The following is a 21,927-nucleotide window of genomic DNA, read 5'->3' as shown; positions in this document are numbered from 1 at the left end:
ACGCGGCTTTACGCGCCCGCGCGCCTGTCCTACCGCCGCCTCATGCCCATGGAGCCGATCCCCGACCTTTCCGCTTTGTCGCTCGCCGACATCGCCCGCCTCGCCGAGGAGCAGAAGCTCCCGCCGGTCGAGCGCTGGAACCCGACGCATTGCGGCGACAGCGAAATGCGCATCGCGCGCGACGGAACGTGGTTCCATCAGGGCTCGCCGATCGGGCGGCAGGCGATGGTGCGGCTGTTCTCGACGATCCTGCGACGCGAAAGCGACGGCAGCTACGTCCTCGTCACGCCGGTCGAGAAGCTCGATATCGAGGTCGAGGATGCGCCGTTCGTCGCGGTCGAGCTCAAGGCATCGGGTGAAGGCCCGACCGCGATGCTGACCTTCCGGCTCAACACCGGCGATCTCGTCACCGCCGACGCAGAGCATGCCCTGCGCTTCGAGCCGGGCGAGGACGGCCCCCGCCCCTATCTCCACGTCCGCGGCGGGCTCGATGCCGTCGTCGCGCGCAGCGTCTATTACGAACTGGCGCAACGCGCGATCGACGGTGGCGACACGCCGCCCGGCGTGTGGAGCGCCGGCGCCTTCTTCGCGCTGGAGCCTGTCGCATGATGCTCGTCGAACGCCTTCGCCACGCGATGGCGGTCGGCCATGCCGACACCGTGCTGCTCACCGGCGACCATGTCGATGTCGATTCGATCGTGACCCCGCTGGCACAGGCGGCGGTGCTCGTGCCGGTCACCGACCGCGCCGAACCCGGCGTGATCCTGACGCGGCGCACCGACACGCTGTCACGCCACGCCGGACAGGTCGCCTTCCCCGGTGGCCGCGTCGATTCGGGCGACGTGGATGCGGTCGCCGCCGCGTTGCGCGAGGCCGAGGAGGAGATCGCGCTGCCGCGCGAGCGCGTCACGATCGTCGGCGAGGCCGATCGCTATCGCACCGTCACCGGCTTCGAGGTGACGCCGGTGATCGGCGTCGTGCCGCCCGATCTGGTGTTCACGCCGGCGGTCGCCGAAGTCGCCGAAGTGTTCGAGGTGCCGCTCGGCTTCCTGCTCGATTCGGGCAACCACAGCGAAGCGAGCGTCGAGTGGCAGGGCCGCAACCGGCATTATTACGAGATCCACTGGGACGGCCACCGCATCTGGGGCGCGACCGCGGCGATGATCGTCAACCTGTCGCGCCGGTTGCGATGGAACGGCTGACGCTGCCCGGCGCCGAGTGGCGCGCGCGGGCGGGATTGCCGGAGCTGTGCGACGTGCTCGGTGCGGCGCGTGGCGAGACGCGCTATGTCGGCGGATCGGTGCGCGACACGTTGCTCGGGATCGACGTCGCCGACGTCGATCTGGCGACGCGCCACGCGCCCGAGGACGTGATCGACCTGCTCGCGCGGGCGCGGATCAAGGCCGTGCCGACCGGGCTCGCACACGGCACGATCACGGCAGTGCTCGCAGACGGCGTACCGGTCGAAGTCACCACGCTCCGCCGCGACACCGCGACCGACGGCCGCCACGCGACCGTCGCCTTCACCGACGACTGGCGCGAGGATGCGGCGCGGCGCGACTTCACGATCAACGCGCTGTACGCCGATCCTGCATCGGGCGAGATCTTCGATTATTTCGGCGGGCTCGACGATCTCGCGGCGCGGCGCGTCCGCTTCATCGGCGATCCGCTCCAGCGCATCGCCGAGGACCACCTCCGCATCCTGCGCTTCTTCCGCTTCCACGCGCGCTTCGGCGACGTGCCCGATGCGGCGGGGCTCGACGCCTGCACGCAGCGCGCCAACGACCTGATGGCGCTGTCGCGCGAACGCATCTCGGCGGAATTCCTCAAACTGCTCGTCGCGCCCAATGCCGTCGCGACGCTCGCACTGATGGTCGAGCGCGGCATCCTGCTGCCGGTCCTGCCCGAGATCGACGAGGCCGGGGTTGGCCGCCTCGCACGCGTCGCCGCGGTGGAGGCGCAGGCGGAACTCGCGCCCGATCCGCTCCGCCGCCTCGCCGCGGTGCTGCCACGCGACCCGGCGCTCGGCGAAAGCGTCGGCGCGCGCCTCAAATTGTCGAACGCGCAGCGCAAGCGGATCGTCGCGGCGCTGACCGACCCGACCGGATCACCGCACCCGCTCGCCTATCGACTGGGGCGCGACGGCGCGCTCGATCGCTGGCTGCTGACCGTCGAGGACGCGTCGCACGCGGTCGATGGCGCGCGCGACATCCTGGCATGGCCGATCCCGAGCTTCCCGCTGACCGGCGGCGCGCTGGTGCAGCGCGGCGTCGGCAAGGGTCCCGACGTCGCGCGGCTGCTCAGGCAGATCGAGGATCGCTGGGTCGCGGAGAATTTCCCCGATGCGGCGCGTGCGGCGGCGATCGCCGACGAAGCGGTCGCTCAGTGGCGGCTCTCGACCAGCATCGCATAAGCGTCTTCGGCTTCGAGCGGCCGCGCGTAGAGATAGCCCTGCCCGTAGGTGCAGCCGAGCGCCGCCAGCGTCTGCGCGAGTTCGTTGGTCTCGATTCCCTCGGCGGTGGTCTTCATGCCGAGCGCCTGCGCGAGCGACAGGATCGCACGGACGATCGCGATCTTGTCGCGGTCGGCGAGCATGCCGCTGACGAAGCTGCGGTCGATCTTGAGAACGTCGATCGGCAATTTCTGAAGATAAGCGAGGTTCGAATAGCCGGTGCCGAAATCGTCCATCGCGATCGTCGTGCCGAGGCGCTTGAGCGCGTGCATGATCCCCGCGATCCGGTCGGGATCGGTGACGAGCGCGCTTTCGGTCAGTTCGAGCGTGAAGCGCGAGCCCTCGAGCCCGTACGCCTTGAGCGCCGCCTCGACGACGGGCGCGATCGTGTCGCGCTGGAGCTGGATCGCCGACAGATTGACCGCGAGCCGCACCCCCGACGTGCCGCCACAGCGCGCATCCCATTCGGCGAGGGTCGCCGCGGCTTCCTGGATCGCCCAGCGCCCGAGCGGCACGATCAGCCCCGATTCCTCGGCAACCGGGATGAAGTCGCTCGGCGAATGCTCGATCCCGGCGTCGTCCCGCCAGCGCGCGAGCGATTCGAACGCGACGAGCTGCCCGGTCGAGAGATCGCGGATCGGCTGATAGGTCAGCCGCATCTGCCCGCGCTCGATCGCGCGGCGCAGCGCGGTCTCCATCCCGAACTGCTCGCGCGCGATGTCGAACGCCTGCGTCTGATAGGCCTCGGTCTTGCCGCTCGCCTTCGAACGCTTGACCGCGAATTGCGCGTGGCGGATCAGTTCTTCGGCGTCTTCGATTCCCGCCGCGCCGAACGAGATGCCGATCGAGCAGGCGACGCGAATCTCGAAGTCGGACAGCCGGAACGGTGTCGCCAGCGCGCCCTGAATGCGTCGCGCGACTCGCTCGGCGTCGCCGATTCCGTCCTCGAGCGTCAGCAGAATGCCGAATTCGTCGCCGCCGGTGCGCGCGAGCACGTCCTGTGCGCGCAACGCGCCTTTCAGACGGCGCGCGACGGTGATGAGCAGTTCGTCCCCCGCCATCGACCCGAGACAGGCGTTGACGCGGCTGAAGCGGTCGAGATCGATCACCAGCACGGCATAGCAATCGCGCGTCTTGGGATCGTCGAGCAGCACCTCCAGCCGATCGCTGAAGCCGGCGCGGTTGGGCAGCCCGGTCAGACTGTCGGTGAGCATCTCGCGGCGCAGATTGTGTTCGGTGCGCAGCTCGGCGGTCTGATCGACCAAAGCGAGCATGCAGCGCTGCCGCGGGTTGCGTTCGAGCCGCGCGAGCGTCGCCTGGTAATAGTGGCAATCGACCTTGTCGCCGAACTCGACCGAGAATTCGGTCCGCAGCGCGTCGCTGAGCAGGAACGCGGCGATCTCCGGTTCGATCTGGGCAACGAGCGAGCGGCGCCGGTCGTTCATGCCCAGACCGGCGATCTCATAGGCGCGATTCGCGATCTGGACGACGACCGCGGAACCGTCGAGCGCCACCATCGCCGCCGGGATCGGCAGTAGGTCGATCATGCGCGATGCCATCATCATCGATGTCGGATACGGCTCGAGCGCCACCGGGGGCGCCGGCAGATCAGGAAGTGTCAGCACGGGTTTGGACGTCGGCGCCATTGTCCCGGCGATAGGGACGATTCGTTAATATCCCCCTTTCCTTCCCGAATTTCAGGCAATTGCGACCGAAACGCGAAGTATTGCAACGGGCTGGACGCAATGCTGCATCAGAAACGATTGTCGCGCGGGAAGCCGTTGGGCGGCATCCGTCCGGCCGCGCCGCGCGCCGCGCGCCACGGTGCGAGGTCGGCCTCGGTCCGCGTCCGGCCGCTGTCGCCGCCCATCGGCCAGCTCAGCCCTTCGGCGAAGACGAAGGTGATCGCATCCGACAGCCCGCCGTCGCGGAAGCGCATCAGCTGGACACCCTGCCCGCGCGACAGTTCGGCGAGCTCGCTCAGCGGGAAGACGAGCAGGCGGCGGTTGTCGCCGATCGCCGCGACATAATCGTGGCGCGGGTCGACCGGACGGACGAGTTTCAGCTTCGCGCCGAGTCGCGGGGTGACGACGGTCTTGCCCTTGCGCGTCTCGGCGAGGATGTCGGCGCTGCGGACGAGGAAGCCGCGCCCGTCGCTCGCCGCGACGAGCAGTTTCTCGGCGATGCTCGCGCGGAAGATCTGGACGATGCCGATGTCGCCGTCGAGGTCGATCATCAGCCGCACCGGCTCGCCGAAGCCGCGGCCGCCGGGCAGACGGTCGGCGGCGAGCGTATAGAAGCGGCCGTTTTCGGCAGCGATGACGATCTTGTCGGTGGTCTGCGCAGTGAAGTCGAACGCGGCGGCGTCGCCTTCCTTGAACTTGATCGCGGCGACCCCGGCGGCATCGAGATGCCCCTTCATCGCGCGGATCCACCCGCGCTGCGACAGGATCACGGTGATCGGCTCGCGCTCGATCATCGCTTCCAACGGGATGTCGCGTGCAGGGGCAGCCTCGGCGACGGTGGTGCGGCGGCGGCCGAGCTTGGTCTCGGGGCCGTAGCGCTCGCGCAGCTTGCCGAAGGCCTTCTTGAGCCGCGTGCGCTGCCGCGCTTCGCTGCCGAGCAGCGCCTCCAGCCCCGAACGCTCGTTCTCGAGTCCCTCGCGCTCCTTGCGCAGCTCCATTTCCTCGAGCCGGCGCAAGCTGCGCAGCCGCATGTTGAGGATCGCCTCGACCTGGCGGTCGTTGAGCTCGAACTCGGCCATCATCACCGGCTTGGGCTCGTCCTCGGTGCGGATGATCTCGATCACGCGGTCGAGGTTGAGATAGGCGACGATATAGCCGTCGAGCAGCTCGATCCGGTCACGGATCTTGTCGAGCCGGTGCGCGGTGCGGCGCTGGAGCACGATGAACTGGTGCGCGATCCACGCCAGCAGCGCCTGGCGCAGGCTCATCACGCGCGGGGTGCGGTCGGCGTCGAGCAGGTTGAGGTTCATGCTGAAGCGGACCTCGAGGTCCGACATCTTGAACAGGCTCTCCATCAGCATGTCGGGCTCGACCGAGCGGCTGCGCGGCTCGATCACGACGCGGATTTCGCTATCGGATTCGTCGCGGACGTCGGCGAGGATCGGCAGCTTCTTGTCGTTGATCAGCGCGGCGATCTGCTCGATCAGCTTGCCCTTCTGCACGCCGTACGGGATCTCGGTGACGATCGCGGTCCAGCCGCCGCCCTTCTCCTTCTCGATGCTCCAGCGCGCGCGCAGGCGGAAGCCGCCGCGCCCGGTGGCATAGGCCTCGGCGATCGCCGCGGGCGAATCGACGACGAGCCCGCCGGTCGGGAAATCGGGGCCCTGAATGTGCTGCAGCATCGCCGCGTCACTGGAGTCGGGCTGGTCGATCAGCATGATCGCCGCGTCGTACAGCTCGGCGACATTGTGCGGCGGGATGTTGGTCGCCATGCCGACCGCGATCCCCGCCGCGCCATTGGCGAGCAGATTGGGGAAGGCGCCGGGAAAGAGCTCGGGCTCCTGCTCCTCGTTGTTATAGGTCGGCTTGTAGTTGACCGCGTCCTCGTCGAGGCCCGCCATCAGATCCATCGCGACCTGCGTCAGCCGCGCCTCGGTGTAGCGGAAGGCGGCGGCGCCATCGCCGTCGATATTGCCGAAATTGCCCTGCCCCTCGACCAAAGGGTAGCGGACCGAGAAATCCTGCGCGAGGCGGACCATCGCGTCATAGACCGACGAATCGCCATGCGGGTGGTATTTGCCGATCACCTCGCCGACGACACGCGCCGATTTCTTGTACGGCGTGCTCGGGTCCATCCGCAGCTGGCGCATCGCCCAGAGCAGGCGGCGGTGCACCGGCTTCATCCCGTCGCGCACGTCGGGCAGCGAACGCGCGGTGATCGTCGAGAGCGCATAGACGAGATAGCGATCGCTCAGCGCGCTATCGAACGGCGCGTCGACGATGGCGTTGAAGGGATCGGTCGTGTCGGTGGCCATTACGCGGCGATAGCAGCGCGATGCGCCGGTGGCGAGATGGCGGTGCGGGGTTTGGCGACGGGGGATGCTGCGGCTGCGGAGATTACGGTGGCGAGGCTCGCGATCGGGCCGGCGGCGGGGTCGTCGGTGAGAGCGGCATGCCAAACCGGCCGCGCCCGAACGCGCGGCCCTTCACGAGCCCCCCACCTGCCGCATCGCGCCTCCCCTCCCTGGAAGGGAGGGGCTGGAGGTGGGTCGGCCTAAAGCGGGTGCTGCCCGCGACAACGGGCCGACCCACCCCCTACCCCTCCCTTCCAGGGAGGGGAGTCGGTTACGCCGCTGCCTATCGCCCCGACCGCGGTCCCCCGCCTGCGCCAAGCTGATTGCACCCCCGTCCGCGTTCCGATATAGCCACGCCTTCCCGCCCCGGCCCGCGATCGCGTTGCCGGGGCCGATCATTTGAGGGTTACCGCGCACATGGCACGCCGCCGCCAGATCTACGAAGGCAAGGCCAAGATCCTCTACGAGGGTCCCGAGCCGGGTACGCTGATCCAATATTTCAAGGACGACGCCACCGCCTTCAACGCCCAGAAAAAGGGCACGATCAGCGGCAAGGGCGTGCTCAACAACCGGATTTCCGAGCATATCTTCACGCTGCTCGGGCTGATCGGCGTGCCGACGCACTTCATCCGGCGCTTGAACATGCGCGAGCAGCTGATCCGCCAGGTCGAGATCATCCCGATCGAAGTCGTCGTGCGCAACGTCGCGGCGGGCTCGATCTCGACTCGCCTCGGGATCGAGGAAGGCACGCAGCTGCCGCGGACGATCATCGAATATTATTACAAGGACGATGCGCTCGGCGATCCGATGATCACCGACGAGCATATCGCCGCATTCGGCTGGGCGGGCCAGGAGGAGATGCACGACATCGCCGACCTCGCGATCCGCATCAACGATTTCCTGTGCGGGCTGTTCGCCGGGATCGGCATCCGCCTCGTCGACTTCAAGCTCGAATTCGGGCGCGTGTGGGACAATGATTTCCCGCGCATCCTGCTCGCCGACGAGATCAGCCCCGACGGCTGCCGGCTGTGGGACATGACCACCAACGAGAAGCTCGACAAGGATCGCTTCCGCCGCGATCTCGGCGGTGAGGTCGAGGCGTATCAGGAAGTCGCACGCCGTCTGGGCCTGCTGACCGAGGAGACCGACGGCGCGGTGCTCGATCTCGAGCAGCATCGTCTGAACAAGGGCAAGTAAGCTTTGCGCGCGCGGGCGCTGGCGCGGGCGGCTTGGCCGTTCGCGCTGCTGGCGCTGGCGTATCTGCTGACGGTGTGGCGCGTGGTCGGGCTTCCCGGCCTGCGCGACCCGGCGTTGCTGTACTGGCACGACTGGCAGGATCAGGCGCTGTACGTGCGCTCGGCGAGCGCACTGGCGGCGGGGAATTTCGATCCTGCCGTCCATTATTATCCGCTGCTCTACCCGCTGCTCGGCATGCCGTTCCTGTCGGTGTGGCCGAGCCAGCCCTTCTTCTGCGTCGATCTGGCCTGTTACCTGCTCGCCTTTGCAGGGTTCAGGAGCGTTGCGCGCGCATTCGGCGTGCCCGTCTGGGGCGCGGCGCTGCTTTTCGCCGCGACGACGCTCGCGCAATTCGGCATCGCCAAGCTGTGGATCGAACCCTGGACGACGACACCTTCGGCGGCGCTGCTCTGGCTAGCGCTCGGCGCAATGGCGCGGCTGTGGGAGGATCCGCGCATGTCCGTTCCCCGGCGGAGGCCGGGGCCCAGCCGCGAGCGGGTGGTAAGCGAGGACAGCGCTTTATTACCGCCGACATCGCTCCTGGGCCCCGGCCTTCGCCGGGGTGCGGCCGAAGGGGGCAGCGGCACGACCCCATTGCGCTGGCCCGCCGCCATTCTCGGCATCGCGCTCGGCCTGATCCCATTCGCGCGGCCCGGCGACGCGATCATCGGGGCGATCGTCGCGCTCGCCGCAGCGGTCGCGCTGTACCGCGCCCGCAACGGGCGCGCAGGCGCGATCGCGATGTTGAGCTTCGCGATCGCCTTCGGCCTGCTGGCCACGCTCTACACGCTGATTTATGGCCCCGCCCCCAGCCCGTACATGCTCTATTCGGCGCAATACGGCTTCAACTTCGCCTGGCTCGGCTGGAAGGCGTATGTCGTGCTGGTCGATCCGCGCGGCTGGTTCGGCGAGGGGATCGGGCTGCTCGACTATGCCCCATGGCTGTTGCTCGGCGGTGCGGGGCTGATCGCGGCCTGCGTCGCGACGCCGCGAGCGCGGCGCCCGGTCACGGTCGCCGTCGCCGCGGCGGGTCTGACCTACACGGTGCTCATGCTGGCCTATGTCGATCTGCTGCCGACGGGCCTGTGGCGCTTCAACAATCTGCACTATTTCAAATGGGTGCTGCCGCTGTTTGGGCTGTTCGGCGTGCGCTTCGTGCTCGATGCGCGACGCCGCCCCGCCCTGTTGCTCGCCGCGCTGCCGGTGCTGCTCGCGCTGACGATCCGGCTCGAGCCGGTGCGAGTCGGCCCGGGCGTGCCCGCGCGCCTCGCAATCTTCCCCGCCCCCAATGCTGCGGAATGGATCCCGACCTATTTCGCCACCGCCTGGATGGCCGATACGACGGGCGAGTTGCGCAATTCGTTCGACTATCACCAGATCCTCGTCGGCGGGCGGGTCTATGCGGTCGCGCTGCGCCGGCCCTTCACCGGCGACGAGCGCTGGCTCGGCGACGAGCATGTCCGCGCCCTGCTCGCGGGCAAGGATGCCGGCGGCTTCGCGCCGCTCTATCTCACCGGCCCCTGGCCCAAGCCCGCGCTCGCGCGCTACGGCGTGGCCACGACGATCGGCCTGCCGCACTGGTTCAGCGGGGTGCCGGCAATCCCCAAGCCCAAGTAACGCCGAGCGCGGGAAAGCTTGCGACACGCGCCGCGGGGCGCCATAGGGTGCGCGCTTCCCGACCGCAGCCAGGACAAGCCCCATGAAGCTCCGCATTTTCGTCACGCTGAAGCCCGGCGTGCTCGATCCGCAGGGCCGCGCGATCCACAAGGCGCTCGGCACCCTCGGTTTCGCCGGCGTCAACGACGTCCGCGCGGGCAAGCTGATCGAGCTCGACGTCGCCGACGACACCACCGACGAGCGCGTCGATGCGATGTGCCGCGAGCTGCTCGCCAACACCGTCATCGAAAACTACCGGGTCGAGCGCGTATGAAGACCGCGGTCATCGTCTTTCCGGGCTCGAACTGCGACCGCGACATCGCGACCGCGCTCGAGCGGGTCGGCGGCACCAAGCCGACGATGGTGTGGCACGCCGAGACCGAGCTGCCCGACGGCGTCGGCGTGATCGCCGTCCCCGGCGGCTTCTCCTATGGCGATTACCTGCGCTCGGGCGCGATCGGCGCGCGGTCGCCGATCATGCGTGCGGTGAGCGACGCGGCGGGGCGTGGGCTTCCCGTGCTCGGCGTGTGCAACGGCTTCCAGATCCTCACCGAAGCGGGGCTGCTGCCCGGCGCCTTGATGCGAAATGCCGGGCTCGATTTCGTCTGCCGCGAAGTCGCGCTGACGGTCGGGAACAGCCAGAGCGTCTTCACCAGCCGCTACGATGCCGGCGAGCAGATCGTCTATCCGGTCGCGCATCACGACGGCAATTACTCGGCCGATGACGAGACGCTCGACCGCCTCGAGGGCGAGGGCCGTGTCGCGTTCCGCTATGCCGGCGCGGTCAACGGGTCGGCGCGCGGCATTGCGGGCGTGCTCAGCGCAGCCGGCAACGTGCTTGGCCTGATGCCGCACCCCGAGCGCCGCATCGAAACCGCCGCGCATGGTGGCGACGACGGCCGGCGGATGTTCGAAGGGCTGTTCGAGGCTGTGGGGGCATAAACACACCGGTCGTCACCCCGGGCTCGTCCCGGGGTCCACCGGGCCGCGCGTACTGCGATCGCTGCGAGAGCGGCACGGTGGGCCCCGGCACAAGGCCGGGGTGACGGTTTAGGGTGTCCCCGAAACGCCGCTACACCCGCGCCCGGAACGGCGAGAAATCGGTCCCGCGGTCGTACACGTCGACCCCCTCGCCGCGCTTGAGGAAGTTGACGACGAGATAGGTGAACGGCGTGAGGATCACCTCCCACGACACCTTGAGCACGAACTGGCTGACCATCACCGCGAGCATCGCCGCGACGGGCCAGTCGGGCGCGCCGTAGAAGGCGAGCGGGTAGAATATCAGGCTGTCGAACCCCTGCGCCACAACCGTCGAGCCGATCGTCCGCGTCCACAGCATCCGGCCCTCGGTCAGGATCTTCAGCTTCGCCAGCACGAAGCTGTTGGCAAACTCGCCGACCCAAAAGGCGGTGATCGAGGCGAGGATGATGCGCAGCCCCGTCGCCGCGGCCGGATCGACGAAGATCGAGCGGCCGAAGACATATTCGTACGCCGCCTGCCCGTTCCATGCCGCCGCGGGCGGCAACGCGACGACGATCTGCTCCATCAGCGCCATGAAGAGCAACGCGCCGAACCCCGCCCACACGCAGCGCCGCGCGCGGGCATAGCCGTAGACCTCGGTGAGGATGTCGCCGATCACATAGCTGACCGGGAAGAACAGGATGCCGGCACCGAACGGCCACGGCCCGATTCCCGGCAAGTCGATCACCGAGCGCTTCCCCGCCCCGACGACGTTCGACAGCAGAAGGATCACGACGAACGCGACCATCACGAAATCGAAATAGCGGAATTCGCGGCCGCGCGTTTCGGCGGCGGTGATCGTCTTCAAACCGGCCATGTCGTTTCGCCCCCTGATCGACGTGCCCGCTATGAAGCCGGTTTCGCGCGCGCGCAATCCGCGCTAATGGCGAAGCCGGTGCGCGCCCGTAGCTCAGTTGGATAGAGCAAGGAGCTTCTACCTCCTCGGTCGGGGGTTCGACTCCCTCCGGGCGCGCCACCGCCGCCTCAGGCGGCCGGCCCGCCTTGGTCGAAATCGTACACGCCGCCCGGTTCCGCCGCCACGAAGCGCGACCGCGCGAGACCCGCTGCCGAAACCGCATCGTCAAGCGCCAGCCGCGGCGCATCCCGCGCTTCGTCGGTCAGCTGGAACGTCCCCCAGTGGATGCCCAATGCCTGCCCCGCATCGACATCCTGGAAGATCCGCACGGCCTCGGTCGGGTCGACATGCTGTTCGGCCATGAACCAGCGCGGCGCATACGCGCCGATCGGGATCAGCGCGACGTCGGGCGCGCCGAGCCGTGCGCGGATCGCCGGAAAGATCGCACCGTCGCCATAGCCGGTGTCGCCGACGAACCACAGCGTGCCGACCGGCGTCGTCAGATAATGCCCCGCCCACAGCGCCATGCGCACGTCGCTCGGCCAGCGATTCGCCCAGTGCCGCGCCGGGGTCAGCGTCGTCGCGAAGCCGTTGGCGAGCGCGAGGCTGTCCCACCAGTCGCCGACCACGCAGCGCGCGCCCGGAACGCCCGCGCGGACGATCGCATCGGTGCCGAGCGGCATCGCCATCAGCGGCGCGTGCGCGACGTGGAGACGGCGCAGCGTGGCGAGGTCGAGATGGTCGTAATGGCAATGGCTGAGCAGCACGAGGTCGATCGGCGGCAGATCGTCGAACGCGACCCCCGGCGCGGTGACGCGCTTGGGGCCGAGGAAGGAGAACGGGCTCGCGCGCTCGGACCAGACGGGATCGGTCAGGATGTTGACCCCCGCCGCCTGGATCAGCAGCGACGCGTGCCCGACCATCGTCACGCGCAAGCCCGCGTGCCGCGCGACCGGCTTGGCGGGCGCGACGGGCACCGATGCCGGCCAGCGCGCCGCGCCGTTCGCAAGCTTCCAGCGCAGCACCGCGCCCAGCCCGGCATCGCTGGGTGGCTGACCAGGATTGAAGAAGCGCACGCCGTCGAAATGGTCGCTCGGCGGGCCGGAATAATAGCGGTTACGGGCCATGCAGCGGACCTAGAGGGGGATCGCGGAGAATGCACCCTCCGTCGTCACGCGAATTTATCCGCCCGGCGCCGCCCGACGAGCAGCCCGCGCTCCAATCGCCCGCACAATGCGGCGTAATAATCGGTGAGGAAGCCGCGGTCGTCGCGGTCGTCGGGCAGCCCCGCCTTGCGCCGGATCGTCGCGGCGACGGTGACGATCGCCTCGTCGGTGCCGTTGCGCAGCACCTCCTCGAGCATCTGCAGCTCGTACACGCCGTACAGGCCGAGCGCCGCCTCGCTGAACACGCGGCGCTCGCGTTCGACCGGGAGCGCGAGGTCCGAGCCGAGCTTGCCGCGCACGGTGCGCACCACCCATGTCCCGGCGAGCAAGTCACCGACGCGCAGCCGGTCGCGGTTGAACAGCGGGAAAAGCAGGAAAATGCCGCTCCAGCCCAGCGCGAACAGCGTCAGCATGGTATCGGCCCAGCTATTGGCGATCTGGCTGCCGAGAAAACTCAGCGGCAGGAACAGTTCGATCTCGCGCATCGCGTTGCGCGCGACCACCGCACCGCCGGTCAGCCGCGCGCCGTCGCGCGCGACGACGCGCAAGCCCAGCAGCCGCTTGCCCGGCGTCGCGCCGCTCCCGCTCAGTTCGAACAGCGCGAACCAGCCGTTGCGCAGCACGAAGAAGCCGAGCAGCCACAGCACCGCCAAGGCGCCCTGATGGCTCGACCAGGCGAGATAGGCGATCGCGATCGTCGCGACGACGAGCACGACGAGGATCGCGAGCACGTCGATGACGAACGCCGCGGCGCGTTCGCCCGCGCTGCCGAGCTCGATCTGCAGGTCGACGCCTTCGGGCGTGACGAAGCTGCGCCGGCGCGACCGCAGCGCCGTGCGCGCGTTACGCCGGAGCGCCATCGCGGCGGCTCCTCGGCAGATAGGAACGGGGCAGATAGAAATAGAGCAGCCAGCCGAGCAGCATCGCCAGCCCGATCGCATAGCGCGCGAGATCGTTCGTCACGGTCTGCCGCCCGATCCCCTCGAGCAGCCCCGCGACGAGCAGCATCACCACCGCCCCGCCCATCACGGTCGCCCCCGTCTTGCCCGCCTGCACCGCGGCGTCGCCGCGCGTCGCGCGGCCGGGAAAGGCGATCGCGGTGCCGATGCGGAACCCCGCCGCGCCCGACAGGATGATCGCGAACAATTCGGTCGTGCCGTGGATCAGGATCCAGCCGGTGAAGCCGAAGCCCAATCCCTTGGGCACGAACACCGCGAGGAAGGCGCCGAGCATCAATCCGTTATACGCGATCAGCAGCGCGGTCGGCACCGCGAAGGCGAAACCGAGCGCGAACGAGAAGATCGCGATCTGCGCATTGTGCGTGAAGAGATAGGCGGCGAAGGTCGTCAGCATGTCGTTATGCTTGCCGTAGAGCGTGATCCAGAGCGATTCGAACGAGGCTGAGGGATCGCGCCCGCCCGCCATGCTCTCGCCGACCAGCCCGAAGAACCAGCCGGGATCGCCGCGCACCAGCAGATAGCCGACCACAGTGCCCGCCACCGTCAGCAGCAGCGAGACGAGCGTCTCGCGCCACAGCGCGCGCACCGCGGCGGGCCAGGCGCGCACGAAGAAATCGCGCAATTGCCGCACCGCCGAGGTCGGGACGCCGTAGAGCTGGAAATAGGCGCGTGTGCAGAGCTGTTCGAGATACGTCACCAGCGCACGGTCGAGCGAGGTCTCGCGCGCGATCGACAGCGACGACAAGGCGGTGCGGTACAGCAGCGGAAGCGCGAGCAGATCGTCATCGCTCAATGCCGAGATCGAGCGTTTCTCGATCCGCGTGACCAGCGTCTCGAGCCGCTGCCAGTCGGCGGCATGCGCCGCGCGGAAACGGCTGGCGTTGACCGTGGCGGGCTGCGCGGTGAGCAAGGCGGTGGCCATCAGAGCAGGTTCCTGCGTTTCAAGGCGACATAGCCCGCGACGAGCTCCTCGCCGACGCGGTCGTGCGCGCTTTCGATCACATGCACGCCGAGATGCTGGAGCCGGGTGAGCACGAGCTTGCGATCGCGCAGCAAGGCGGCGGCGGTGACCGCGCGGGTCACGTCGTCGGGTGTCGCGGGCGCGGCATCGACCAGCCGCTCGACCTCCTCGTCGCGCAGCACGACGACGAGCAGCAGATGCCCGTCGAGTAACCGCGCGGCGGCGCGCACGAGGAAATCGGCCGAGGTCAGATCGGTGAATTCGGTGAACAAAACGATCATCGAGCGCCGCGTCAGCTTGGCGGCGAGCGTGGTCAGCGCGAAGCTGTAATTGGTCTCCTCGCCGCTATAGTCGATCGCCGCGGCGAGCCGCTGGAGATTGGCGAAGGCGGGCATTCCCGACACCAGTCCGCTCGCGATGCGCGGGCGCGAATCGAATGCGTGGAGCGCGACGCGGTCGCCGAGCTTCAAGGCGATCCAGGCGGTGAGCAGCATCGCCGACACCGCGCGGTCGACGCGCGGCAGGCCGGCGACGGGCTCGGACATCTGCCGTCCGGCGTCGACCGCGAAGACGATCTGGTTGTTGCGCTCGCTGCGATATTCCTTGGCGTGGAGCTTGGTCTGGCGCGCCGACTGCTTCCAGTCGATCGCGCGGCGGTCCATGCCTGCGCGGAACTCGACCAAAGCGTCGAAATCGGTGCCGTCGCCGCGGTTGATCTGCGCGAGCAGGCCCGACAGCGCGTGGCGCTGGAAGATCTGCGCACCGCGGTCGTGGAGCGCGCGGATGTCGGGGAGGATCGGGAGCGTCACGTCGGTGGGGAGGATGCGTTGCTGCCACGCCAGCCCGAAGGCGCCGCGCCAGCGCAGCCAGAGCTTGTCGATCCGCGCGGTGCCGCGCCGGAGCGTGGCGAGCGGCAGCAGCGCTTCACCGCGGCCGTCGTGCAGCGTGAGCCACAACCGTCCGTCATTCTCGAGCGCGAGCAGCGGGCCGCCATCGAGCGCCACCTCTGCGCTGCGCGGTGGCCGGCCGCCTGCGATCGTGACGCGGATCATCGCGTCGATTGTGGCGCCGACCGGCGCAGTCGTGGGGACCGACAGGCTGGCGGTCCCGGTGCGCCGCGCGCTCAATGCATCGAACGCGGTCAGCAGCAGCACCGCGATCGGCCAGGCGAGCCCGACATACCAGCGACCGGGCAACGCGACGGCGATGAACAACGCTACCGGCGCACCGGCGGCTGCGGCGAGGACCGCGGTGCGTGTCGGGTAGATCATCGCGCGCGCGCTCCCCCCGTCATCCCCGCGAACGCGGGGATCCCGCTTCTTCCTGCCGCCGAAGAAGAAGCGGGACCCCCGCTTTCGCGGGGGTGACGGGGGATGGACGCAGCGCGCAAGATCACCGCGGCGCTTCGATCGTCTCGATGATGTGCGTGACGACATCCTCGATCGCACGCCCGTCGATCTCGGCCGCGGGTGACAGGATCAGCCGGTGCCGCAGCAGTGCCGGCGCGAGCGCCTTCACATCGTCGGGAATGACGAAATCGCGCCCGTCGAGCGCCGCCCGCGCGCGCGCCGCGCCGGCCAGCATCGCACCCGCGCGCGGGCTCGCCCCGCTCTCCAGATCGGCGACATCGCGCGTGCCGCGGATCAGCGCGGTGATATAGTCGATCACCTCGTCGGCAAGCCGCACTTGCCCGACCGTCGCGATCGCCGCGCCGATGATCGCGGCATCGGCGACTCGCGCGACACCCCATTCCTCCGGCTCCATCGCATGCGCCTGGCTCCCGTGCGCGGCGATGATCCGGCGTTCCTCGGCAGCGCTCGGATAATCCACCGTCTGCTTGAACAGGAAGCGATCGAGCTGCGCCTCGGGCAGCGGATACACCCCCTGCTGCTCGATCGGGTTCTGCGTCGCGACCACCATGAAGCGCTCGCCGAGCGACAGGCTCTCGCCGTCGATCGTCACGGTGCGTTCCTGCATCGCCTCGAGCAGCGCCGCCTGTGTCTTGGGCGGGGTGCGGTTGATCTCGTCGGCGAGCAGCAGGTCGGTGAAGATCGGCCCGCGCGTCAGCGTGAAGCTGCTCGTCTGGAAGTTGAACAGGTTCGCGCCGATGATGTCGCCGGGCATCAGATCGGGCGTGAACTGGATCCGCCCGTAAGCGAGCCCCGTCACCCGCGCGAAGCTGCGTGCGAGCAGCGTCTTGGCGGTCCCCGGCGGCCCTTCGAGCAGCACGTGCCCACCTGCGAACAAGGCGACGAGCAGGATCTCGACGGTCTGCTCCTGCCCGACCACCGCCTTGCCGATTTCCGCGCGGATCGCGCCGGCGAGTGCCGCCACGTCTTCGACCGTTTCGAATGTCACCGCGTCTTCTCCCATAACCAGTGATGCAGCGCCTGCGCCGCCGCGAGCATGTCGCGGGGGTCGCGCGCGTCGCGCGCCTGTTCCGCCAATCCTGTGAAACGCGCCCGCCCGCGCAGGCCGTCGAGATAGGTGTCGGCCGCAGCCCCCTGCAGTCGCGCCGGCACGCCGAACACGCCGCCCGCCCGCTCGCGCACCAGATCGACATAGCGTGGGCCGAGCCGCCCCTGCCGCCCGGCCTTGCGGACGAGCGCGGCGGCATTGTCGATCAGCGCGGTCTTGCCGAACGCGATCGCCCGCGCGCGCCGCCGCGGCGGGCCGAAGCGCGCGGTCGCCTGGACGCCTGCGAGCAGCACCGCCGCTGCGAGCGTCAGCGTCATCGCGAGAAAGGGCGGGTCGAACAGCAGTTTCAGCGGGCTCGGCGACGCGCCGAAGCCGTTGAGCGTGACATCGAAGCCGATTGTCTTCGCCCCGGTCGAATTGAGCCAGTCGAGCAGCTCGAGCGCCGCGCGCGCCTGCGCCGCATCGCGCATGCCGATGTTCGACAGCAGATCGGGATCGGCAAGAACATAGAAAGCCGCATCCCCGATCTGGCCGAGCACGACATGCCCCTGCGCGTCGGTCAGGATCGGGCGGAGGTCGACGCCGGCGATCGTCTGCACCGGGCGCGGCGCGGCAAAGGCGATGCCGCGCGGCATCCACCTTAACGCGCGCAGCGGCTGCCCGCCGCTGGTGTAGCGCGTGACCTTGAGCTTGTATTGCGGCGCGAGCACGCCCTCGGCATCGCCGACCGGCCGGAACGCGACGAAATTCGCCCAGCCGGGATGAAGCGGATCGGCGGCGGTCTGCCATTTCGGCAGGATGACGAGCGTCGCCTTGGCGCCGCGCGCGGCGAGCACCTTGGTCAAGTCGGTCGCACCCGATTCGGGGGTGAGCACGACGAGGTCCTCGCCGCCGAGCTGCCGCGCGTTGCGGATGATCCGCGGGGTGCGCCCGGTCGCTTCGGCCAACCGGACGATCCCGCTATACCCGACCGCGGCGTTCGACAGCGCATGCGCCCCGCCATTGCGGCCCGAACGCAGGTCGGGGGCGTACGCCCCGAGCACCAGCATCCCGATAAAGGCGAGAATGCCGACCGCGAGCAGGATCGCGACGGTGCGCACGTTGAACGCGCCCGTATTACCCGCTCCGGGCTCGCCCATCGTCAGGTCGCTCATCCGCGCCACGCGCCGGGCAACGCGAAATCGCGATACGCGGCGCGCGCCTGCGTCCAGTCCGCCGCATCGACCGCGCGTCCGCCGAACAGGCTGCGTTCGACCAGGCGGGCGATCCCCGCGAACAGGTCGCGCGCCGATAGCGGGATCGCGGCGGATGCGCTCAACTCGCGGCTGGTCAGCGCCGGACGGACGAGCTGCGGGCGGCGCCGCGCGATATCGTCGATCGAGCGCCGCAGCAGGTGATGCACCGCCTCGGCATAGCGCCCTTCGCCCGCGAGCAGATCGGCCTCGCGCAGCCATTCCTGCACCGGCGCGGCCTCGGGCGCCCAGGCGGCATCGACGGGCTGCGAGACCGCCGGGCGCCGCCACCCGAAGCGCGGCCAGCGCCATTCGCCATGCCGCACGCGCTGATACACCGCCCAAAGGATCGCGATCGCGACCAGCGCGAGCACGCCCCACAACAGGATCTTCGCATACGGCCAATGCGGCAGCCGATGCGCGATCCACACCAGGCCGCGCCCGACCGGCTCGAACAGCTTGCCGAGCCATCTGCCGACCTGCATCAGCCATTCGGGCGGCTTGGGCGGCGGGGGCACGCTATGAAGCGTGAATTGCACGCTCGGATCGGCCCTGAGCGCGGCATGCGCGGCGGCAAAGCGATCGGTGGCGGCCGCCACCTGCGATGTCCCTCCGCTCACCAAAATCCCCTGCGTCGCGTTGCTGCGCTGCGGCTGAGCGTAGAGCAACGCGACGCCTGCGCAAACGCCAATCGTCGCGCGCGAGCGGACCTGCTGCAGCGCCGCGGAGCTTAAGCGCGGGTTCAGCGCGAATCGACAAGACGCGTGCGTCGAGCCGGTTCCATTCCGGCCTCAATCTGGTCTAAAGGGCCGCCATGCATCCTATCTCCTCGTTCGCGCGCGTCGGAAAACTTCTCGTCGCAGCACTGCCATTGTTCGCGCTCACCGCCGGTCAGGGGTCGAGCGGGCTGCTCCATGTCGCGGTCGACAACGTCCGCGATCATACCGGGCACGTCCATGTCGACCTGTGCACCCAGGCGCAGTTCCTCAAGGATTGCCCGATCACCGGCAACGCCCCCGCGCATCTCGGCGAGACGACCGTCACGCTCAGCGGTCTCAAGCCCGGCCGCTATGCCGCGCAGGTGTTCTACGACCAGAACGGCAACAACAAGATCGACCGCGCGTTGTTCGGCGTGCCCAAGGAGGGCGTCGGCTTCTCCAACGACGCCAGGATCAAGCTCGCCCCGCCGAAGTGGGAGGAAGCCGTGTTCGATTATGACGGCCAGGAAAAGACCATTCGGCTGAAGCTGCGCTACTTCATCGGACCAGGCTCGGGCAGCCAGTGATCGCAACCCTGCTCCAGCGGCTCGTCGCGCTCGGCGTGCGCCGCCCGTTCGCGGTGCTCGCTTTGTGCCTCGCCTTGGTCGCGGGCGCGGCCGTCTATGCCGCCGGGCATTTCGCGATGACCACCGATACCGCGGCATTGATCTCGCCCAAGATCGCGTGGCGGCAGAACGAGAAAGCCGTCGAGACGGCGTTCCCGCAACTGTCCGACGTGCTGCTCGTCGTGGTCGACGGCAAGACGCCCGAGCTCGCCGAAGCGGGGGCAGCGAAACTCTCTGCCGCCTTGGCCACCGACACGACGCACTTCCGCCGCGTCCAGCGCCCCGATGGCGGCGCTTATTTCGACCGTGAGGGGCTGCTGTTCGGTTCGACCGCCGAGGTCCAGGCCTCGACCAAGGCGCTGATCGACGCGCAGCCACTGCTCGGCCCGCTCGCCAGCGACCCGTCGCTACGCGGCATCGCGAATGCCTTTTCGACGATGCTGACCGGGGTCGCGCGCGGCGACGTCCCATTGACGCGGATCGCGCGGCCGATGCGGACGATGGCCGATGCGCTCGACGCTTCGGCGGCGGGCAAGCCCGCCTATTTCTCGTGGCAGGAGCTGTTCGCCGAGCCGGGCTCGGGCACCACCCCGCCGCGGCGTCGCTTGATCCTTGCGCAGCCCAAGCTCGATTACGGCGCGCTCCAGCCCGGCGAGGATGCGGTCGCCGCGATCGTCGCGCAAGCGGACAAGCTGGGGCTCGATCCGGCGCACGGCGTGACCGTGCGCACGACGGGCGAAGTCCCGCTTGCCGACGAGGAGTTTGCGACGCTCGAGGAGAATATCGGTTTCGTCGGGCTGGTGATGGCCGCGGCGATGCTGCTGACGCTGTGGTTCGCGACGCGTTCGGTGAAGATCGTCGCGGGGATCGTCGTCACCATCATTGCGGGGCTCGTGCTGACGACCGCGCTCGGGCTGCTCGCGGTCGGGGCGCTCAATCTGATCTCGGTCGCTTTCATTCCGTTGTTCGTCGGGCTTGGGGTCGATTTCGGAATCCAGATCTCGGTGCGCTTCAATGCCGAGCGGCTCGACGGCGCCGACACCGCCGCCGCGCTCCAACGCGCCGCCACCGCGCTCGGCGCGCCGCTCGCGCTGGCGGCGGGGGCGGTGTTCCTCGGTTTCGGCGCGTTCCTGCCGACCGATTATATCGGGATTGCCGAGCTCGGCATCATTGCCGGGCTCGGGATGATCGTCGCACTCGTCGCGAGCGTCACGCTGCTGCCCGCGATGCTGATGCTGCTCAAGCCCGGCGCGCCGCGGCGCGAGGTCGGCTTCAGCGCGGCGGCGCCGCTCGACCGCTGGCTGCACACGCATCGCAAGACGGTACTCTGGGCGTTCGCCGCGTCGATGGCGGGGAGCATCGCGCTGCTCCCCTTCGTTCAGTTCGACTTCAATCCGCTCCACCTGCGCGCCAAGGACGGCCCGGCGATGCGCGCGCTGACCGATCTGATGCGCGATCCGCTGCGCACGCCCAACACGATCAACGTGCTCGCGCCCAATGCCGATGCGGCGAAGGCGCTTGCCGCGAAGCTGAGCGCGTTGCCCGAGGTTGCCGAGGCGGTGTCGGTCGATGGCTTCGTGCCCGAGGACCAGCCGGCCAAGCTCGCGGTGGTGCAGGATGCGGCCTTGTTGCTCGATGCAGCGGTCAACCCGTTCGACGTGACGCCGCCGCCAAGCGACGCCGCGGCAAGTGCGGCGCTGATGAAGACCGCAGGCGAACTCCGCGCCGCCGCGACCGCGCATCCCGGCCCCGCCGCTGGCGACGCCCGTCGGCTCGCGAGCGCGTTCGATCGGCTCGCGCGCGCCGCGACGACGCAGCGGACCAACGCGACCGCCCTGCTCGTCACCCCGCTCGGCACGATGCTCGACCAGATTCGCAGCCTGCTCCAGGCCGAGCCGGTAACGCGCGCGACGCTGCCGCCCGAGATCGCGGGCGATTGGGTGTCGAAGGACGGCCGCGCCTTGGTGCAGGTCTTCCCCAAGGGCGACAGCAACGACAATGCCGTGCTGCGCCGCTTCACGCGAGCCGTGCGCGCGGTCGCGCCGACCGCGAGCGGCTTGCCCGTCGCGACGCAGGAGGCCGCCGGCACCGTCGCCTGGGCGTTCGTCGAGGCGGGGATCCTTGCGCTCGTGCTGGTCAGCGGCCTGCTGTTCGTCGTGCTGCGCGATCTGAAAGAAGTCGCCTTCACGCTCGCGCCGGTCGTCCTGTCGGGCTTCCTGACGCTGGGAAGCTGCGTGCTGATCGGCCAGCCGATCAACTTCGCCAACATCATCGCCTTTCCGCTGCTGTTCGGCGTGGGGGTCGCGTTCCACATCTATTTCGTGATGGCCTGGCGCGCCGGGGCCACCGACCTGCTGCAGTCGAGCCTCGCGCGCGCGGTGCTGTTCAGCGCGCTCGCGACCGGCAGCGCGTTCGGCAGCCTGTGGCTGTCGCACCATCCCGGCACCGCGAGCATGGGCAAGATTTTGATGATCTCGCTGGCGTGGACGCTGGTATGCGCGCTGATCTTCGAGCCCGCGCTCTTGGGGCCCCCGCGCGCGAAGAAGGCGTAGCCCTCTTGCTCCCCTCCCGCTTGCGGGAGGGGCTGGGGGAGGGAACGACCTGGATC

Annotated in this window: 19 protein-coding genes and 1 tRNA gene; 10 read left to right on the top strand and 10 right to left on the bottom strand. The window is 69.1% G+C overall.

Annotated features, from left to right (window positions below):
* Window positions 1-42 precede the first annotated feature (42 nt).
* From RH90_RS09030 to RH90_RS09020, 3 genes are read left to right on the top strand one after another with little or no spacing between them, the layout of a single operon-like run.
* The gene (locus tag RH90_RS09030) at window positions 43-609 is read left to right on the top strand and encodes a DUF1285 domain-containing protein (protein WP_029625175.1); all 567 of its coding nucleotides are present in this window, start codon (window positions 43-45) and stop codon (window positions 607-609) included.
* Window positions 606-1,202: a CoA pyrophosphatase gene (locus RH90_RS09025; protein WP_010185230.1), complete on the top strand. Its 597-nt coding sequence runs from the start codon at window positions 606-608 to the stop codon at window positions 1,200-1,202. Before RH90_RS09030 ends, RH90_RS09025 begins: the two co-directional genes overlap by 4 nt.
* The gene (locus RH90_RS09020) at window positions 1,190-2,413 is read left to right on the top strand and encodes a CCA tRNA nucleotidyltransferase (protein WP_010185229.1); all 1,224 of its coding nucleotides are present in this window, start codon (window positions 1,190-1,192) and stop codon (window positions 2,411-2,413) included. The genes RH90_RS09025 and RH90_RS09020 overlap by 13 nt, the downstream gene beginning before the upstream one ends.
* Here RH90_RS09020 and RH90_RS09015 read toward each other — a convergent pair.
* Together RH90_RS09015 and parC are read right to left on the bottom strand one after the other, a co-directional pair.
* A complete protein-coding gene (locus tag RH90_RS09015; protein ID WP_198283398.1) occupies window positions 2,383-3,999 on the bottom strand; it encodes a putative bifunctional diguanylate cyclase/phosphodiesterase in 1,617 nt (538 codons plus the stop codon). The two genes, RH90_RS09020 and RH90_RS09015, sit on opposite strands and share 31 nt — an antisense overlap.
* Before the next feature lie 206 nt (window positions 4,000-4,205).
* Window positions 4,206-6,452, bottom strand: a complete 2,247-nt coding sequence (gene parC, locus RH90_RS09010) for a DNA topoisomerase IV subunit A (RefSeq protein WP_010185227.1) — start codon at window positions 6,450-6,452, stop codon at window positions 4,206-4,208.
* Window positions 6,453-6,908: 456 nt separating this feature from the next.
* Here parC and purC point away from each other — a divergent pair, with 456 nt between their 5' ends.
* The 4 genes from purC (at window position 6,909) to purQ (ending at window position 10,325) form a co-directional block, all read left to right on the top strand.
* Window positions 6,909-7,688: a phosphoribosylaminoimidazolesuccinocarboxamide synthase gene (purC, locus tag RH90_RS09005; protein WP_010185226.1), complete on the top strand. Its 780-nt coding sequence runs from the start codon at window positions 6,909-6,911 to the stop codon at window positions 7,686-7,688.
* A gap of 3 nt (window positions 7,689-7,691) precedes the next feature.
* The gene (locus RH90_RS09000) at window positions 7,692-9,344 is read left to right on the top strand and encodes a hypothetical protein (protein WP_010185225.1); all 1,653 of its coding nucleotides are present in this window, start codon (window positions 7,692-7,694) and stop codon (window positions 9,342-9,344) included.
* A gap of 82 nt (window positions 9,345-9,426) precedes the next feature.
* A complete protein-coding gene (gene purS, locus RH90_RS08995) occupies window positions 9,427-9,657 on the top strand; it encodes a phosphoribosylformylglycinamidine synthase subunit PurS (RefSeq protein ID WP_010185224.1) in 231 nt (76 codons plus the stop codon).
* Window positions 9,654-10,325: a phosphoribosylformylglycinamidine synthase subunit PurQ gene (purQ, locus tag RH90_RS08990; RefSeq protein ID WP_010185223.1), complete on the top strand. Its 672-nt coding sequence runs from the start codon at window positions 9,654-9,656 to the stop codon at window positions 10,323-10,325. Before purS ends, purQ begins: the two co-directional genes overlap by 4 nt.
* Before the next feature lie 130 nt (window positions 10,326-10,455).
* Here purQ and RH90_RS08985 read toward each other — a convergent pair whose 3' ends face one another.
* Window positions 10,456-11,220, bottom strand: a complete 765-nt coding sequence (locus tag RH90_RS08985) for a queuosine precursor transporter (RefSeq protein WP_010185222.1) — start codon at window positions 11,218-11,220, stop codon at window positions 10,456-10,458.
* A gap of 82 nt (window positions 11,221-11,302) precedes the next feature.
* Here RH90_RS08985 and RH90_RS08980 point away from each other — a divergent pair.
* A tRNA-Arg gene (locus tag RH90_RS08980) sits at window positions 11,303-11,379 on the top strand.
* Window positions 11,380-11,387: 8 nt separating this feature from the next.
* Here the strand turns inward: RH90_RS08980 and RH90_RS08975 are convergent.
* The 7 genes from RH90_RS08975 to RH90_RS08945 all read right to left on the bottom strand — a co-directional run bounded on the left by RH90_RS08975 (window position 11,388) and on the right by RH90_RS08945 (window position 18,594).
* On the bottom strand, window positions 11,388-12,386 hold the full coding sequence (locus tag RH90_RS08975) for an MBL fold metallo-hydrolase (RefSeq protein ID WP_010185221.1): 999 nt from the start codon (window positions 12,384-12,386) through the stop codon (window positions 11,388-11,390).
* 44 nt (window positions 12,387-12,430) lie between these two features.
* Window positions 12,431-13,285, bottom strand: a complete 855-nt coding sequence (locus tag RH90_RS08970) for an RDD family protein (RefSeq protein WP_010185220.1) — start codon at window positions 13,283-13,285, stop codon at window positions 12,431-12,433.
* Window positions 13,269-14,306, bottom strand: coding sequence for a stage II sporulation protein M (locus tag RH90_RS08965; RefSeq protein ID WP_010185219.1), 1,038 nt, complete (start codon window positions 14,304-14,306; stop codon window positions 13,269-13,271). The genes RH90_RS08970 and RH90_RS08965 overlap by 17 nt, the downstream gene beginning before the upstream one ends.
* Entirely contained in the window at window positions 14,306-15,616 is a 1,311-nt protein-coding gene (locus RH90_RS08960; RefSeq protein WP_010185218.1) for a DUF58 domain-containing protein, read from the bottom strand. The genes RH90_RS08965 and RH90_RS08960 overlap by 1 nt, the downstream gene beginning before the upstream one ends.
* Before the next feature lie 121 nt (window positions 15,617-15,737).
* Entirely contained in the window at window positions 15,738-16,718 is a 981-nt protein-coding gene (locus tag RH90_RS08955; RefSeq protein ID WP_029625173.1) for an AAA family ATPase, read from the bottom strand.
* A complete protein-coding gene (locus tag RH90_RS08950; protein ID WP_029625172.1) occupies window positions 16,700-17,917 on the bottom strand; it encodes a hypothetical protein in 1,218 nt (405 codons plus the stop codon). Before RH90_RS08950 ends, RH90_RS08955 begins: the two co-directional genes overlap by 19 nt.
* Window positions 17,914-18,594 carry a DUF4129 domain-containing protein gene (locus RH90_RS08945; protein ID WP_232280333.1) on the bottom strand — a complete coding sequence of 227 codons (681 nt, stop codon included), beginning with the start codon at window positions 18,592-18,594 and terminating at the stop codon, window positions 17,914-17,916. The genes RH90_RS08950 and RH90_RS08945 overlap by 4 nt, the downstream gene beginning before the upstream one ends.
* Window positions 18,595-18,809: 215 nt before the next feature.
* Between RH90_RS08945 and RH90_RS08940 the strand changes: the two genes are divergently transcribed.
* Together RH90_RS08940 and RH90_RS08935 are read left to right on the top strand one after the other, a co-directional pair.
* A complete protein-coding gene (locus RH90_RS08940; RefSeq protein WP_010185214.1) occupies window positions 18,810-19,280 on the top strand; it encodes a DUF2141 domain-containing protein in 471 nt (156 codons plus the stop codon).
* Complete coding sequence (locus tag RH90_RS08935) at window positions 19,277-21,871, top strand: MMPL family transporter (protein ID WP_010185213.1); 2,595 nt, start codon at window positions 19,277-19,279, stop codon at window positions 21,869-21,871. The genes RH90_RS08940 and RH90_RS08935 overlap by 4 nt, the downstream gene beginning before the upstream one ends.
* Window positions 21,872-21,927: the final 56 nt, after the last annotated feature.

Source organism: Sphingomonas sp. PAMC 26605, assembly GCF_000241485.1.
Lineage (GTDB): Bacteria > Pseudomonadota > Alphaproteobacteria > Sphingomonadales > Sphingomonadaceae > Sphingomonas.
Note: the sequence above shows the minus strand (reverse complement) of the source record. Positions and strands in the feature narration are given on the sequence as shown.

Bases quoted from the DNA above. Each gene is read 5' to 3' on its own strand.
- RH90_RS08940 (WP_010185214.1), top strand. From the start codon at position 18,810: ATGCATCCTATCTCCTCGTTCGCGCGCGTCGGAAAACTTCTCGTCGCA.
- purS (WP_010185224.1), top strand. From the start codon at position 9,427: ATGAAGCTCCGCATTTTCGTCACGCTGAAGCCCGGCGTGCTCGATCCG.
- parC (WP_010185227.1), bottom strand. From the start codon at position 6,452: ATGGCCACCGACACGACCGATCCCTTCAACGCCATCGTCGACGCGCCG.
- RH90_RS08985 (WP_010185222.1), bottom strand. From the start codon at position 11,220: ATGGCCGGTTTGAAGACGATCACCGCCGCCGAAACGCGCGGCCGCGAA.
- RH90_RS08950 (WP_029625172.1), bottom strand. From the start codon at position 17,917: ATGAGCGACCTGACGATGGGCGAGCCCGGAGCGGGTAATACGGGCGCG.
- purC (WP_010185226.1), top strand. From the start codon at position 6,909: ATGGCACGCCGCCGCCAGATCTACGAAGGCAAGGCCAAGATCCTCTAC.
- RH90_RS08965 (WP_010185219.1), bottom strand. From the start codon at position 14,306: ATGGCCACCGCCTTGCTCACCGCGCAGCCCGCCACGGTCAACGCCAGC.
- RH90_RS09020 (WP_010185229.1), top strand. From the start codon at position 1,190: ATGGAACGGCTGACGCTGCCCGGCGCCGAGTGGCGCGCGCGGGCGGGA.
- RH90_RS08975 (WP_010185221.1), bottom strand. From the start codon at position 12,386: ATGGCCCGTAACCGCTATTATTCCGGCCCGCCGAGCGACCATTTCGAC.
- purQ (WP_010185223.1), top strand. From the start codon at position 9,654: ATGAAGACCGCGGTCATCGTCTTTCCGGGCTCGAACTGCGACCGCGAC.
- RH90_RS08955 (WP_029625173.1), bottom strand. From the start codon at position 16,718: ATGGGAGAAGACGCGGTGACATTCGAAACGGTCGAAGACGTGGCGGCA.
- RH90_RS08970 (WP_010185220.1), bottom strand. From the start codon at position 13,285: ATGGCGCTCCGGCGTAACGCGCGCACGGCGCTGCGGTCGCGCCGGCGC.
- RH90_RS09025 (WP_010185230.1), top strand. From the start codon at position 606: ATGATGCTCGTCGAACGCCTTCGCCACGCGATGGCGGTCGGCCATGCC.
- RH90_RS09030 (WP_029625175.1), top strand. From the start codon at position 43: ATGCCCATGGAGCCGATCCCCGACCTTTCCGCTTTGTCGCTCGCCGAC.
- RH90_RS08960 (WP_010185218.1), bottom strand. From the start codon at position 15,616: ATGATCTACCCGACACGCACCGCGGTCCTCGCCGCAGCCGCCGGTGCG.
- RH90_RS09015 (WP_198283398.1), bottom strand. From the start codon at position 3,999: ATGATCGACCTACTGCCGATCCCGGCGGCGATGGTGGCGCTCGACGGT.